This is a genomic window from Priestia iocasae (genome assembly GCF_016909075.1).
Classification (GTDB): domain Bacteria; phylum Bacillota; class Bacilli; order Bacillales; family Bacillaceae_H; genus Priestia; species Priestia iocasae.
The window spans coordinates 411,910-424,624 of sequence record NZ_JAFBFC010000003.1 but is presented as its reverse complement, the minus strand read 5'-3'; the positions used below and the strand labels follow the sequence as shown (position 1 = coordinate 424,624).

The following is a 12,715-nucleotide window of genomic DNA, read 5'->3' as shown; positions in this document are numbered from 1 at the left end:
TCATGGATAAAGTACTACAAGTGCAAAATCTCCATGTTTCGTTTGCTACATATGGAGGAGAAGTAAAAGCGGTTCGTGGCGTCACGTTTGATTTACATAAAGGAGAGACGCTAGCCATTGTAGGAGAGTCGGGATGTGGAAAAAGTGTTACTTCACAAAGCATTATGCGCTTAATTCCAAACCCTCCAGGTAAAATTACAAACGGGTCAATCTTATTTCAAGGTAAAGATTTAGTAAAGCTAACAGAGCCAAAAATGAGAAAGGTTCGTGGTGCTGATATCTCCATGATTTTTCAGGACCCAATGACAGCGCTTAACCCAACGATTACTGTTGGGGAGCAAATTATAGAAGGCATTATGCAGCATGAAAATAGATCAAAAGAAGAAGCGAAAAAAGCAGCCGTTGATATGCTGACACTCGTTGGGATTCCGAGCCCTGAAGAGCGCTTAAAGCAATATCCGCATCAATTTAGTGGTGGAATGAGGCAGCGTATTGTTATTGCGATGTCTCTTGTATGTCAGCCAGAAGTCTTAATTGCTGATGAGCCTACAACTGCATTGGATGTTACCATTCAAGCGCAAATATTAGAGTTATTTAAAGAGGTACAGCAAAAAACAGGCGTCTCCATTATCTTAATTACTCACGACCTAGGCGTTGTTGCACAAGTAGCCGACCGTATCGCTGTGATGTACGCAGGGAAAATTGTGGAGCAAGGAAGTCGAAGAGAGATTTTTTATAACGCTCAACATCCATATACACAAGGATTGTTGAAGTCGGTGCCTCGACTTGATTTAGATGGAGAAGAATTGACTCCTATTGCAGGTTCACCACCAGATTTGTTTTCACCACCAGTAGGGTGTCCCTTTGTTGCAAGGTGTGATAAAGCGATGGAAGTATGCGACCGCGTCTATCCATTTAAAACAAAATTAACGAATGAACATCACGTTGATTGTTGGTTACAAGATGAACGAGCAAAAAAAGCGATGCTTTCAACTATAAGTTAGTCTTATAGATTGATAGATAATAAAAAAGAGGGGGAACATCATGAAAAAGTTAATTTCATTATGTGTAATGGCTGTGCTTGTATTAGCACTGGCTGCCTGTACGGCAACGAAAGATGCGGGTAGTGAGCCAGCAAAAAGTGATGGAAGCAGTAAGGAAGGTAGCAGTGAAAAAGTATTACGTCTAAACAATAGTTCAGAGCCAACTTCTTTTGACCCACCAATCGGTTTCGATTCCGTTTCTTGGAATGCGTTAAATAACTTAATGGAAGGGTTAACGCGTTTAGATGCAAATCATGAGCCACAAGCTGCAATTGCAGAAAAATGGGAAGTATCAGAGGATGGAAAAGTGTATACGTTTCATATTCGTGATAATGCTAAATGGTCAAATGGCGATGATGTAACGGCACAAGACTTTGTATTTGCTTGGAAGCGTCTATTAGATCCGGCAACTGGTTCACCAGCAGCATTTTTAGGTTACTTTATTGAAGGTGGAGAAGCTTTTAACACAGGCGCTGGCTCTGCTGATGATGTGAAAGTAGCAGCAGTTGATGAAAAAACATTTGAAGTAACATTAACAAGTCCACAAGCGTATTTCTTAAGTGTTATCGCAAATCCAGCATTTTTCCCAATTAATGAAAAAGTAGCAACTGACAATCCAAAATGGTTTGCAGAAGCAGATACATTTGTAGCAAATGGACCATTTAAATTAACAGAGTGGGAGCACGATAGCCACTTCGTCATGGAAAAGAACGAACAATATTGGGATGCAGATACAGTAAAGTTAGATAAAGTTCACTGGGCGATGGTTAATGACACAAATACAGACTATCAATTATTCCAAACAGGAGAGCTTGATACGGCAGATGTTCCAGCTGATTTAAGTGAGAAGCTATTTAGTGAAGGTAAAGTAAAAGTAGAAGATCAAGCAGGAACCTATTTCTACCGTTTTAACTTAGAAAAAGAGCCATTCCAAAACAAAAACATTCGTAAAGCGTTTGCTTTAGCAGTCGATCAACAACAAATGGTTGATTTTGTAACGAAAAATGAAGAAAAGCCAGCGTATGGTTTCGTTTCTTACGGCTTTAACGATGCAGCAGAAAAAGACTTCCGTGAAACAAGCGGTGATTTAGCAAAAACAAACCTTGAAGAAGCAAAAGCATTACTTGAAAAAGGAATGCAAGAAGAAGGGTATGACACACTTCCAGAGGTTACTTTAACGTATAGCACAAGTGATACACATAAGAAGATTGCTGAAGCACTTCAGCAGATGTACAAAGAAAACTTAGGTGTCGATGTGAAGCTAGCGAACATGGAATGGAACGTCTTCCAAGATGAGCAAAAAGCACTTAAGTTCCAATTATCTCGTAGCTCATTCTTAGCAGACTACGCAGATCCAATTAACTTCTTAGAAAACTTCCAAACAGGACATTCAATGAACCGTACAGCTTGGAGCAACGAGCAGTATGATAGCTTAGTTAAACAAGCGATGAATGAAGCAGATGAAGCAAAGCGTTTTGAGTTAATGTATGAAGCAGAGAAGATTTTACTTGATGAAATGCCAATTATTCCAATTCATTTTTATAATCACGTATATTTACAAAATGAAAAAGTATCTGATATCGTTCGTCATCCTGTTGGATATATGGAACTGAAATGGGCAGATAAAAACTAATTAAATAATTTTAGAGTATAGTGAGTGGAGTTGACCAAGAAAAAGGGAGCGTTTCTTTTTGTTCCTGAGAGTCATCTCCCTCTCTTTTTCTCATAAAGAGGTGAAGAAAAATGACTATGAAACCAGCAAGACTAAAACGAGGAGATACAGTTGGAATTATTGCCCCGGCAAGTCCTCCTAATGCAAAACAATTAAAAAAGTCACTGGACTTCCTGAAGGAATTAGGGCTAAACGTGAAGATAGGAACATCCGTTTACAAGGAATATGGTTATTTAGCAGGAACAGATGAAGAACGTTTAGAAGACATACATTGTATGTTTAAAGACCCTGAGGTTCATGCCATTGTTTGTGCTTGTGGTGGATTTGGTACTGGGCGCATTGTGTCTAAACTAAATTATGATCTTATTAAACAGCATCCGAAAATTTTCTGGGGCTATAGTGATATTACGTTTTTACATACTGCCATTCATCAACAAACAGGACTTGTTACATTTCATGGGCCAATGTTAAGTTCTGATATTGGACTTGATGATGTCCATGAATTGACGAAACAATCGTTTCAACAGCTCTTTAACCAACAGCCAATTGAATATACAAATCATCTATCACCGCTTGAAACCGTCGTAGAGGGTGAGGCAAGCGGCCCTGTAATTGGTGGTAATTTAACGTTGTTAGTCAATACATTAGGAACTCCATTTGAGGTGGATACAAAAGGAAAAGTATTTTTTATTGAAGATATTGATGAAGAACCGTATAAAGTTGATCGCATGGTCAATCAACTAAAAATGGCAGGGAAATTTCAAGATGCAGAAGGGATTATCATCGGTGATTTCCACAATTGTGACCCTGTGAAGCGAGAACAGTCGCTAACATTAGACGAGATTTTTACGTATCATATTGCACAAGCGAATAAGCCAACAATGAAAGGCTTTAAAATTGGGCATTGTTCACCTACTATTGCAATCCCAATTGGCTCTATTGGAAGGATGAATACATACGACCAAACATTCATTGTCGAAAGTGGCATTGAAGAAAAGGATGAAGCAGAATGAAAATTACACAGCTAGAAACGTTCCGAATAGCGGTTCCCTTACATAAGCCATTTAAAACCGCACTTCGAACAGTCGAAGTAGCAGAAGCCATTGTTGTAAAGCTAACATGTGAAAATAACATTGTTGGATGGGGAGAAGCGCCTCCGACGGTTGTTATTACAGGAGATAGTTTAGCGAGCATTGAATCAGCGATACATCATGTGTTAAAGCCAGCACTGATCGGACAAAGTCTTCTAAACCATGAATCTTTGTTTCAACAAATCAATGCACGCTTAGTTCAAAATTCTAGTGCAAAGGCAGCTGTTGACATGGCTATTTACGATTGCTTGGCTCAACATTGTAATCTACCTCTCTATCAGCTTCTTGGAGGATATCAAAGCGAACTTGAAACAGATTATACCGTCAGTGTAAATAGCCCAGCAGAAATGGGAGAAGACGCGGCAGAATATGTTCAGCAAGGTTTCGACGTCTTAAAAATTAAAGTAGGAAAAGATGAAATTGAAACAGATATTAAGCGTATTCAAGAAATTCGGAAGCGTATTGGATACGACATTAAAATACGATTAGATGCTAATCAAGGATGGACTCCAAAAGCTGCGGTGAGAGCAATTCGAACGATGGAAGACCTTGGTTTAGAGATTGAATTAGTCGAACAGCCTGTGCAAGCGGCTGATATAGAAGGGTTAAAACAAGTAACAGATGGGGTAGATACGCTCATCATGGCAGATGAAAGTGTGTTTACACCTAAGCAAGCATTTGAAGTGCTAAAAACACGAAGTGCAGATTTAATTAACATTAAGCTGATGAAAGCTGGTGGCATTTATCAGGCGCAAAAAATTAATGCTTTCGCTGAAGTGTGTGGGGTCGAGTGCATGGTAGGAAGCATGATTGAAACGCGTCTTGGCATTACTGCCGCTGCCCACTTTGCAGCTAGTAAGAAAAACATAACAAGGTTTGATTTTGATGCGCCTCTTATGCTTGCAAAAGATGTAATTGTAGGAGGAATAAAGTACGAAGGACGTAAAATCATGATGCCAACTACATCAGGACTAGGCATTGAACGTATTCACACGTAAGAAAAGTAGAGGAGGAATGAAAGGTGAGTAAAAAGGCAGTCATAAGTGTTCCAGTTGCAACGGTTTGGACGTCTTTTAATTCAGCTCGTGAAATCGATAAACTAGCTATTTCGAGTTCAGTAGACATCCAAAAGTGGCTAGATTCCTTAACTTATGAAACACGGTTAGAGTTATGTGACCGCAATCTTGTTCAATCGCAAGTATTATTTGGGCAAGAAGTGATTGTCACGGAAGAGAAGGGAGAATGGTCACATGTGGTCATTACTGAACAAACTTCTTCAAAAGACAACCGAGGCTACCCTGGGTGGATTCCTAGCCATCAGCTCGTAAAAAGTGACGAACAAGTTGAGTTAACTCAATTTGCGATTGTAACACGTGCTTTTACAGACTTATATAGCGCACAAAATCAAAAGAAGTTCGAGCTAACCTTTCAAACAACGTTACCTGTTTTAAAAGAATATGATGAAGTGGTTGAGGTATGGACCCCACATGGTAAAGGATACTTAAATCGTCAAGATATTATGCTATCATCAACAAATCCAAGCAGGGTAAAAGGAAACGGTGATGATATTGTAAAAGCAGGTGAGTTATTTCTAGGATTACCTTATTTATGGGGTGGAATGAGTAGCTATGGGTTCGACTGCTCAGGTTTTAGTTACACAATGTGTAAGGCAAATGGCTACCTTATTCCACGGGATGCACACGATCAAGCTACAAAAGGTGAAAATGTACCATTTGATCAGTTGAAACGTGGAGATTTAGTATTCTTTGCAAATGATGAAGGAAAAGGAAATGTCCGTCATGTAGGGATTTACTACGGAGAGGGGAAAATGATTCATTCTCCAAAAACGGGTAAGGATATCGAGATTCTTTCATTAGAAGGTACGTATTATGAAAAAGAACTCTGTGTAGCAAGACGTTACTGGCAAGAGACGGAGGCTTAATGATGACAAAGCACAAACTACTAGAAGTAAAGAACCTAAAAAAGTACTTTCATCTTGAGAAGGGTAAAACGTTAAAAGCGGTTGATGATGTATCATTTGATATATATAAAGGAGAAACATTTGGCTTAGTTGGTGAGTCTGGATGCGGTAAGTCTACAACGGGGCGTACAATTATTAGCTTGTATAATCGAACAGATGGAGAAGTACGCTACGACGGCAAGAATGTACATACACTAACCGAAAAAGAGAAGCTATCTTTCTATCGAAACGTGCAAATGATCTTTCAAGATCCTTACGCGTCACTTAATCCACGTTCAACTGTACGTGAAATTATCGCAGAACCAATGGAGGCGCATGGTTTATATACTGACAAAAAAGAACGGTTAGAGCGTATCTATCAATTATTAGAAGATGTTGGACTAAATCGAGATCATGCTAATCGCTATCCACATGAATTTAGTGGTGGACAAAGACAACGTATTGGCATTGCACGAGCACTAGCATTAAATCCAGATTTTATTATTGCAGATGAGCCAATTTCGGCTTTAGATGTATCTGTTCAAGCACAAGTTGTGAATTTAATGAAAAAGTTGCAAAAAGAGAAAGGCTTAACCTATCTGTTTATCGCTCATGATCTTTCAATGGTTAAGCATATTAGTGATCGTATTGGTGTGATGTATTTAGGGCATTTGGTGGAATTGACAGAAAGTAACGAGCTTTATAAAAAGCCGCTTCACCCATATACGCAAGCTTTATTGTCTGCTATTCCAATTCCAGATCCAGATGTAGAAGATACGCGCGAACGAATGATTTTAAAAGGTGAGATTCCAAGTCCGATGAATCCTCCTAGCGGCTGTGTGTTTCGAACACGATGTCCATTTGCGATGGAAGCTTGTGCAACAAAAAAACCACAGTGGCAAGAAGTAGAAGAGAAGCATTTTGTTGCTTGCCATTTGTATGATAAAAGCATTATGGGCGACCAAAATCACCATGAAATCGCTGTAACAAAGTAAAAGGATAGATGTCAAATGAATATCGTATCGTTAGAGCAATCTATTTATGATGTAATCACTCAATGTGAAGGTCGAGTAAGTATAGCAATTGATTTACATCCACACACCATTTCTATTAATAGTCAAGAAATCTATCCAGCTGCTAGTTTAATAAAAATTCCTATCTTATTAGCGGGAGTTCGACAAGCTCAGCAAGAAGTCATTGATTTAGAGCAACTAGTTACAATTCCTCCAAAAGAAAAAGTCGGAGGAGCTGGTGTATTATCGGCTTTATCAGATACTATAACTCTTACGGTAAAAGACTTGCTAACATTAATGATTATCGTATCTGATAATACAGCTACGAATCTGTTAATTGATCGACTAGGTAGAAAATCGATTGATGAATTATGCAATGTCCTTTCTCTCGAGCATACATCGATTAAGCGGAAGTTGATGGATTTTGAAGGGATGGAAAGAGGCTTCGATAATCAAACATCTGCTTCTGATATGATAAGGTGTTTAAAGGCAATTGATAAAAGTACCTTATTTGAAAGCACAAGTCGTGATATGATGCTTCACATTTTAGGGCAGCAGCAATTTTATGATAAACTACCTGCCATGATGAATCGACAGATTGTTTCAGTTGCAAATAAAACAGGTGAATTACCTGGAGTGGAGCATGACTGTGCGATTATTCGTTACAAAGGTAAAACGGCATATATTGCCGTTTTAATTGATCAATTGGAGAACAATCATATAGGTCGTCAAACCATTACACAGATCGGTCATCTGCTTTATACGTATCTAGTCTCACGGTAGAAGCCATTATTTTAGCAAATTGTAGGATTTTTTGAGTATATCACACAACCTATATGAACATTTTGTACTTTCCTATATAATAAGGATATATTATGAATGTTGGTGGTGTGTTCATGTCGAATGAGACTGCAATGAAAGATATTATAAAAGACTTTAAGCGATATTCAACAGAATCAATTGCGATGGATCTTGTGAAAGAAGTAAAAGGTGTATTTATGCCCTTGCCTAAGTATGTCGCAGATTTAATTGATGAATTGCGAAAGCTTCAATTAAAAGATGAAGTCATCAGTGTGCTGTTGTATCAAGCTGTGTTTGTGACAAATCATCAGTTTGAGACAAAAAATACAGCAAACAATAAAGAATTTATTCTTTACACATTAAATATGGCAAAAGGTTGGATCCGTCAATACGGAAAAGTGGAAACAGCAGAAGATGCAATTTGGATTGCAGAAAAAGGGGCAGAAGGGACAACCACTTCAACGGAAAATGCAAATGCACCTAAAGTGAATGAACCTAAAGTGACGTTACAAGTGAAATTACAGCCGCATATTTATAGCATGCTAAAAGAGATTACGGTCGCGAGTGGACATCAATCGTACGAAGAGCCGATTGCCTATGCAATTAGTCGACTATACGGTGAACTGCAGAAGAAAAGGTAAAATAGAACAAAGAGAATGAGACATGACTGCTTGTGAGTCATGTCTTATGTTTTATATAATAAGATTTGGATTTAGCTGCGGTTCATTTTATTTTGTTAGGAGTTTTTCAATGAAAGTAATTATTGCCGAGAAGCCAGATCAAGGTTCAACGTTAGCTTCTCAATTTAAGACAAAAAAACATCAAGGTTACATAGAGATTTTACCTAACGAACTGTTTTCAAAAGGGGCATATGTAACGTGGGCGGTCGGTCATTTGTGTCAGCTAGTTGATCCGCAAACATATAAGTCTGAATGGAAAAAGTGGTCGTTAGATACGCTGCCTATTATTCCAAATCAATTCAAATATGAAGTGACCAAGTCAAAAGCGAAGCAATTTCAAATTGTTAAGCAGCTACTTAAAAAACCGACTGTGACAGAAGTCATCCATGCAGGAGATGCAGGACGTGAAGGAGAACTGATTATTCGCAACATCATTCATTTAGCGGGTGTTAAAAAGCCAATGAAACGATTGTGGATTTCCTCTTTAACTCCAAAATCAATTTATGAAGGGTTTCAACAGTTAAAAGATGAAGAAGAGACGAGAAATCTCTACTATGAAGCGTACACGAGAGCATGCGCTGATTGGGTTGTAGGCATGAATGCTTCTCGTGTGTATAGCATTTTGCTCAAAAGTAAAGGTATTCAAGACGTGTTTTCAGCAGGTCGTGTGCAAACGCCCACATTGGCTTTAATTGTGAAGCGAGAAAAAGAAATTGAATCATTTAAATCAGAGCCTTTTTGGGAAGTGTTTGCGACATTTAATATGAACGGAAAGACATATGAAGGAAAATGGCAAAAAGAGCAAGAATCGCGATTAACTACTCAAGAGATGGCAGTGAAAATCGCCGCTTTTTGTCAACGAAAAGATGCACAAGTAAAAGAGCTAGATACAGAGAGGAAAGAATTTCAGCCACCGCTCCTATTTAATTTATCCTCTCTTCAAGCGACTGCAAACAGTATGTACAAATTTTCTCCTAAAAAAACATTAGATGTGTTGCAATCGCTTTATCAAAAAGGAATTGTATCCTATCCTCGATCTGATTCTAACTATGTAACAAAAGGTGAGGCGGAAACATTTCCAGATATTTTACAAAAGCTAAGCCAATTCCAAGACTATGCATCTTACTTTCCACTCCCAAACCCATCGATTATCAATAATAAGCGGTTTGTGAATGAAAAGAAAGTAACGGATCACTATGCAATCATTCCAACAGAACAAGTAAAAGATCCATCGACGTTATCAGGAGATGAGCGTAAAATCTACGATTTAGTTGTGAGACGCTTACTAGCTGCTCATCATGAGAAAGCGATTTTTGACTATACAACACTTCTTACTCTTGTAGATGGTCGTGCTGAATTTATTTCAAAAGGGAAACAACAAATTCAAGAAGGCTGGCGAAAAGTGTTGTTTCAACAAAATAAGGATGATAAAGATGTGATCCTACCCAACGTTGTAAAAGGGGAAGAAGGGAAAGTAGTAGATGTTCAAGTAAAAGAAGGAAAAACACAGCCTCCTAAGCGTTATACAGAAGGACAATTGATTACTCTTATGAAAACAGCAGGAAAGCATCTTGATAACGAAGAGTTAGAGAAGGTATTAATGAAATCAGAAGGACTTGGAACAGAAGCTACTCGTGCTGGCATTATTACGATGCTAAAGGATCGCAAATATATTGAAGTAACAAAAAATCAAGTGTTTGCTACTGATAAAGCAAAAGTATTAATCACCGCTATCGGTGATAAAATACTGGCTTCACCGGAAATGACGGCCAAGTGGGAGCAGCGTCTGGCGGAGATTGGGCAAGGGAAAGCGTCGGCTAGTTCATTTATGGAGCAAACAAAGAAACTATCAGCAAAAATTATTCAAGATGCAATTCAAACGGCAGAGTCATGGGATTTTAATGGTTTAGATGTTGAATCAATTGAAGGACCAAAGCATAAAAAAGCACGTAATGTCTCAATTGGAACTTGTAAATTGTGCGATGGAAAAGTAATGGAAAAAGGCCAGTTTTATGGCTGCTCAAATTACGCAAAAACAAAATGCAATTTTACCATTTCTAAAAAAATATTAAGTAAAACGATTTCGCAAACAAACGTCAAAAAATTACTAAAAGATGGTCAAACCAACCTAATTAAAGGTTTTAAGAAAGGTGACAAAACGTTTGATGCATTTCTGAAGTGGGATGAACAAGACAAAAAGATTGTCTTTCAATTTCCTGCTCCGTCATCAAATCAGGTTGAGTCATAAAGGTAGATAACATGCGAGATATGATGCTGGTTTTTCTAGGAGCATGTAGCTATGGAGTTTTGTCGACTATTGTGAAGATAGCATACAGCCAAGGATACGTACCTAGTGAGGTGATTGGCTCACAAATCTTCTTTGGGTGTATACTTCTTTGGACATTGGCTCTTTTGTTTTCTCGTAAAAAGGTAGCGTGGAAGCAGTGGCTACCCCTTATGGCAGTGGGGGTGACCACGTGTTTGACAAGCATATTTTATTACATGTCTCTACAAACCATTCCTGCTTCAATTGCCATTGTTCTTTTGTTTCAATTTACATGGATGGGTGTATTAATAGAATCAGTTGCACAAAAACAAGTACCTAGTCAGTCAAAAGTCATATCAATTCTTATTCTAGCGGTTGGAACACTTCTAGCGGGTGGTGTATTTGGAACACAACAAATGTTAGATAAAATAGGGTTGATGTATGGTTTACTGTCAGCTATTACGTTTGCATTATTTATCTTTTTTAGCGGTCGAATCGGTCTAGCTGTTCCATCCATTACACGAAGTGCTATCATTTCAACCGGGACATTAGTAGCTGCATGTTTGATTCTTCCACCCACTTTTTTAATAGACGGAACGTTACTGCAAGGCTTGTGGCTTTGGGGTCTTTTACTTGGATTATTTGGGTTGTTTATTCCAACATTATTCTTTTCAATAGGAGTACCTAAAATTGGTACTGGAATGGCAACCATTCTTGGTGCAGCAGAGCTTCCAACAGCCGTTCTCATGTCTAGCTTGGTTTTAAAAGAATTTGTAGGTGTTCTGCAATGGATAGGTGTTCTTTTTATTTTTGCTGGAATGATTTATCCTCAATGGAGGGGAAATCAAAGAAAGAAAGCGAGAGAGTTAACTCGTTAATATATAGAGAGGAAGCGCGTTACATGTAACGCGCTTTTTCGTTATGGCCGCTTATTTAGACGTCTTGCTGCGTTGATCTTTATTTCGTTTATTTCCTTTTGAATTATCACCTGCTGTTAATTCTTGTCCCATTTCCACTAATTCATGCTGTCTTTTTGGGTTACTTTGATTGCTACTGCCATTGTTGAATTTTTTTGTCATGAGATTTTATCCTCTTTTCTATGTTATTCGCTTAATGCTTTTTAAACCTAAATAACTCCATTTATACTTTTTAGAATTCCGGGAGGTTGTCTAGGTTGTTGGATTTTTCGTTGTCTGGGTTACTACGGATGTAGGTTTCCCCGTCTTTGCCAATAAAGGTGCTTACATTTTCAATGTTACCAGCTTGTACTTGCTTGAGAGCTTCGCCATAGTTTAGCTGTTGACCAGAAGCCGTCTGAAATGCTTGAAGGTCACCGTCTGCATTTCGTCTGGCGGCTGTAAATCGATCTTTCTGATTCATCTTTTCAACTCCTCCATAGTGATAGCGTGACACACTCGATTTGAAAATATTCGTTTCCTTAATAAGAAAAAGGTTTTTCGCTTTAAATAGCGAACAAAGAAGGTAAAGAAAGGAGAGAATAGCTATGAACTCATTTAAATGGCATGAAGAAGCCGAAAAGCAGTGGGACGAACGAGCCAATTTTTGGAATCAGAACAGTAAAGAGATGTGGTTAAATGGAAGTCGAAAAACGATTATTCCTTTTATTACTCAACATTTTGAAAAAGAAAGCTTCGTTGTGGATATTGGATGCGGAGATGGAGTAGGATCCTTCCTTCTAGCACAAGCTGGCTTTCATGTTACGGGTGTAGATTTATCAAAAGAAATGATTGAGCGAGCAGAAAAGAACAATCAGCAAGTGAACTTGTCATTTCAACAAGCCGATATTTTATCATTGCCTTTTCAAGATGAAGAAATAGACGGTATGATGGCGATTAATTCATTAGAATGGACGGAAGTTCCGGCACATGCTTTAAAAGAAGCAACAAGGATTGTAAAAAGCGGAGGATATGCATGTGTTGGGATTTTAGGGCCAACAGCAGGACCGAGAGCGAATAGCTATCGTCGTTTATATGGTGAAGATGTTATTTGTAACACCATGATGCCTTGGGAATTTGAAAAGTTAGCAAATGAACAAGGGTGGAGCGTGATCGATGGGCATGGCGTGTATAAAAAAGGAGTGAACGAGCAACAACTTGGAGGTCTTTCAACGGAATTAAAGCAATCACTCACATTTATGTGGGTATTCTTACTAAGGAAATCCTAGTCAT

Annotated in this window: 13 protein-coding genes; 11 read left to right on the top strand and 2 right to left on the bottom strand. The window is 38.4% G+C overall.

What is annotated here, in order from left to right; translation table 11 throughout:
* Positions 1-2 precede the first annotated feature (2 nt).
* From JOC83_RS10305 to JOC83_RS10260, 10 genes are all read left to right on the top strand, one after another.
* Positions 3-1,004, top strand: a complete 1,002-nt coding sequence (locus JOC83_RS10305) for an ABC transporter ATP-binding protein (protein WP_205186831.1) — start codon at positions 3-5, stop codon at positions 1,002-1,004.
* A gap of 40 nt (positions 1,005-1,044) precedes the next feature.
* The gene (locus JOC83_RS10300; RefSeq protein WP_205186829.1) at positions 1,045-2,676 is read left to right on the top strand and encodes a peptide ABC transporter substrate-binding protein; all 1,632 of its coding nucleotides are present in this window, start codon (positions 1,045-1,047) and stop codon (positions 2,674-2,676) included.
* A 110-nt stretch (positions 2,677-2,786) separates the two neighbouring features.
* Positions 2,787-3,728 carry a S66 peptidase family protein gene (locus JOC83_RS10295; protein ID WP_205186827.1) on the top strand — a complete coding sequence of 314 codons (942 nt, stop codon included), beginning with the start codon at positions 2,787-2,789 and terminating at the stop codon, positions 3,726-3,728.
* The gene (locus tag JOC83_RS10290; RefSeq protein ID WP_205186826.1) at positions 3,725-4,804 is read left to right on the top strand and encodes a dipeptide epimerase; all 1,080 of its coding nucleotides are present in this window, start codon (positions 3,725-3,727) and stop codon (positions 4,802-4,804) included. Before JOC83_RS10295 ends, JOC83_RS10290 begins: the two co-directional genes overlap by 4 nt.
* Positions 4,805-4,827: 23 nt before the next feature.
* Entirely contained in the window at positions 4,828-5,748 is a 921-nt protein-coding gene (locus tag JOC83_RS10285; RefSeq protein ID WP_205186825.1) for an NlpC/P60 family protein, read from the top strand.
* Positions 5,748-6,761, top strand: coding sequence for an ABC transporter ATP-binding protein (locus JOC83_RS10280; RefSeq protein WP_275580427.1), 1,014 nt, complete (start codon positions 5,748-5,750; stop codon positions 6,759-6,761). The genes JOC83_RS10285 and JOC83_RS10280 overlap by 1 nt, the downstream gene beginning before the upstream one ends.
* Before the next feature lie 15 nt (positions 6,762-6,776).
* Positions 6,777-7,562 (top strand): serine hydrolase, encoded by a 786-nt coding sequence (locus tag JOC83_RS10275; RefSeq protein WP_205186819.1) that lies wholly within the window; start codon positions 6,777-6,779, stop codon positions 7,560-7,562.
* Between the two features lie 113 nt (positions 7,563-7,675).
* A complete protein-coding gene (locus tag JOC83_RS10270) occupies positions 7,676-8,221 on the top strand; it encodes a hypothetical protein (protein WP_205186817.1) in 546 nt (181 codons plus the stop codon).
* Positions 8,222-8,330: 109 nt separating this feature from the next.
* Positions 8,331-10,508: a DNA topoisomerase III gene (locus JOC83_RS10265; protein ID WP_205186815.1), complete on the top strand. Its 2,178-nt coding sequence runs from the start codon at positions 8,331-8,333 to the stop codon at positions 10,506-10,508.
* An 11-nt stretch (positions 10,509-10,519) separates the two neighbouring features.
* On the top strand, positions 10,520-11,404 hold the full coding sequence (locus JOC83_RS10260) for an EamA family transporter (protein WP_205186813.1): 885 nt from the start codon (positions 10,520-10,522) through the stop codon (positions 11,402-11,404).
* A 51-nt stretch (positions 11,405-11,455) separates the two neighbouring features.
* On the opposite strand, the gene JOC83_RS10255 is transcribed toward JOC83_RS10260, so the two are convergent.
* Positions 11,456-11,605 carry a hypothetical protein gene (locus JOC83_RS10255; protein ID WP_205186811.1) on the bottom strand — a complete coding sequence of 50 codons (150 nt, stop codon included), beginning with the start codon at positions 11,603-11,605 and terminating at the stop codon, positions 11,456-11,458.
* A gap of 70 nt (positions 11,606-11,675) precedes the next feature.
* Positions 11,676-11,939 (bottom strand): DUF3892 domain-containing protein, encoded by a 264-nt coding sequence (locus JOC83_RS10250; protein WP_378913045.1) that lies wholly within the window; start codon positions 11,937-11,939, stop codon positions 11,676-11,678.
* Positions 11,940-12,030: 91 nt separating this feature from the next.
* On the opposite strand from JOC83_RS10250, the gene JOC83_RS10245 reads away from it, so the two are divergent.
* Positions 12,031-12,711 (top strand): class I SAM-dependent methyltransferase, encoded by a 681-nt coding sequence (locus tag JOC83_RS10245; protein WP_205186809.1) that lies wholly within the window; start codon positions 12,031-12,033, stop codon positions 12,709-12,711.
* Positions 12,712-12,715 lie beyond the last annotated feature (4 nt).

Bases quoted from the DNA above. Each gene is read 5' to 3' on its own strand.
- JOC83_RS10275 (WP_205186819.1), top strand. From the start codon at position 6,777: ATGAATATCGTATCGTTAGAGCAATCTATTTATGATGTAATCACTCAA.
- JOC83_RS10265 (WP_205186815.1), top strand. From the start codon at position 8,331: ATGAAAGTAATTATTGCCGAGAAGCCAGATCAAGGTTCAACGTTAGCT.
- JOC83_RS10255 (WP_205186811.1), bottom strand. From the start codon at position 11,605: ATGACAAAAAAATTCAACAATGGCAGTAGCAATCAAAGTAACCCAAAA.
- JOC83_RS10295 (WP_205186827.1), top strand. From the start codon at position 2,787: ATGACTATGAAACCAGCAAGACTAAAACGAGGAGATACAGTTGGAATT.
- JOC83_RS10290 (WP_205186826.1), top strand. From the start codon at position 3,725: ATGAAAATTACACAGCTAGAAACGTTCCGAATAGCGGTTCCCTTACAT.
- JOC83_RS10300 (WP_205186829.1), top strand. From the start codon at position 1,045: ATGAAAAAGTTAATTTCATTATGTGTAATGGCTGTGCTTGTATTAGCA.
- JOC83_RS10270 (WP_205186817.1), top strand. From the start codon at position 7,676: ATGTCGAATGAGACTGCAATGAAAGATATTATAAAAGACTTTAAGCGA.
- JOC83_RS10305 (WP_205186831.1), top strand. From the start codon at position 3: ATGGATAAAGTACTACAAGTGCAAAATCTCCATGTTTCGTTTGCTACA.
- JOC83_RS10260 (WP_205186813.1), top strand. From the start codon at position 10,520: ATGCGAGATATGATGCTGGTTTTTCTAGGAGCATGTAGCTATGGAGTT.
- JOC83_RS10245 (WP_205186809.1), top strand. From the start codon at position 12,031: ATGAACTCATTTAAATGGCATGAAGAAGCCGAAAAGCAGTGGGACGAA.
- JOC83_RS10280 (WP_275580427.1), top strand. From the start codon at position 5,748: ATGATGACAAAGCACAAACTACTAGAAGTAAAGAACCTAAAAAAGTAC.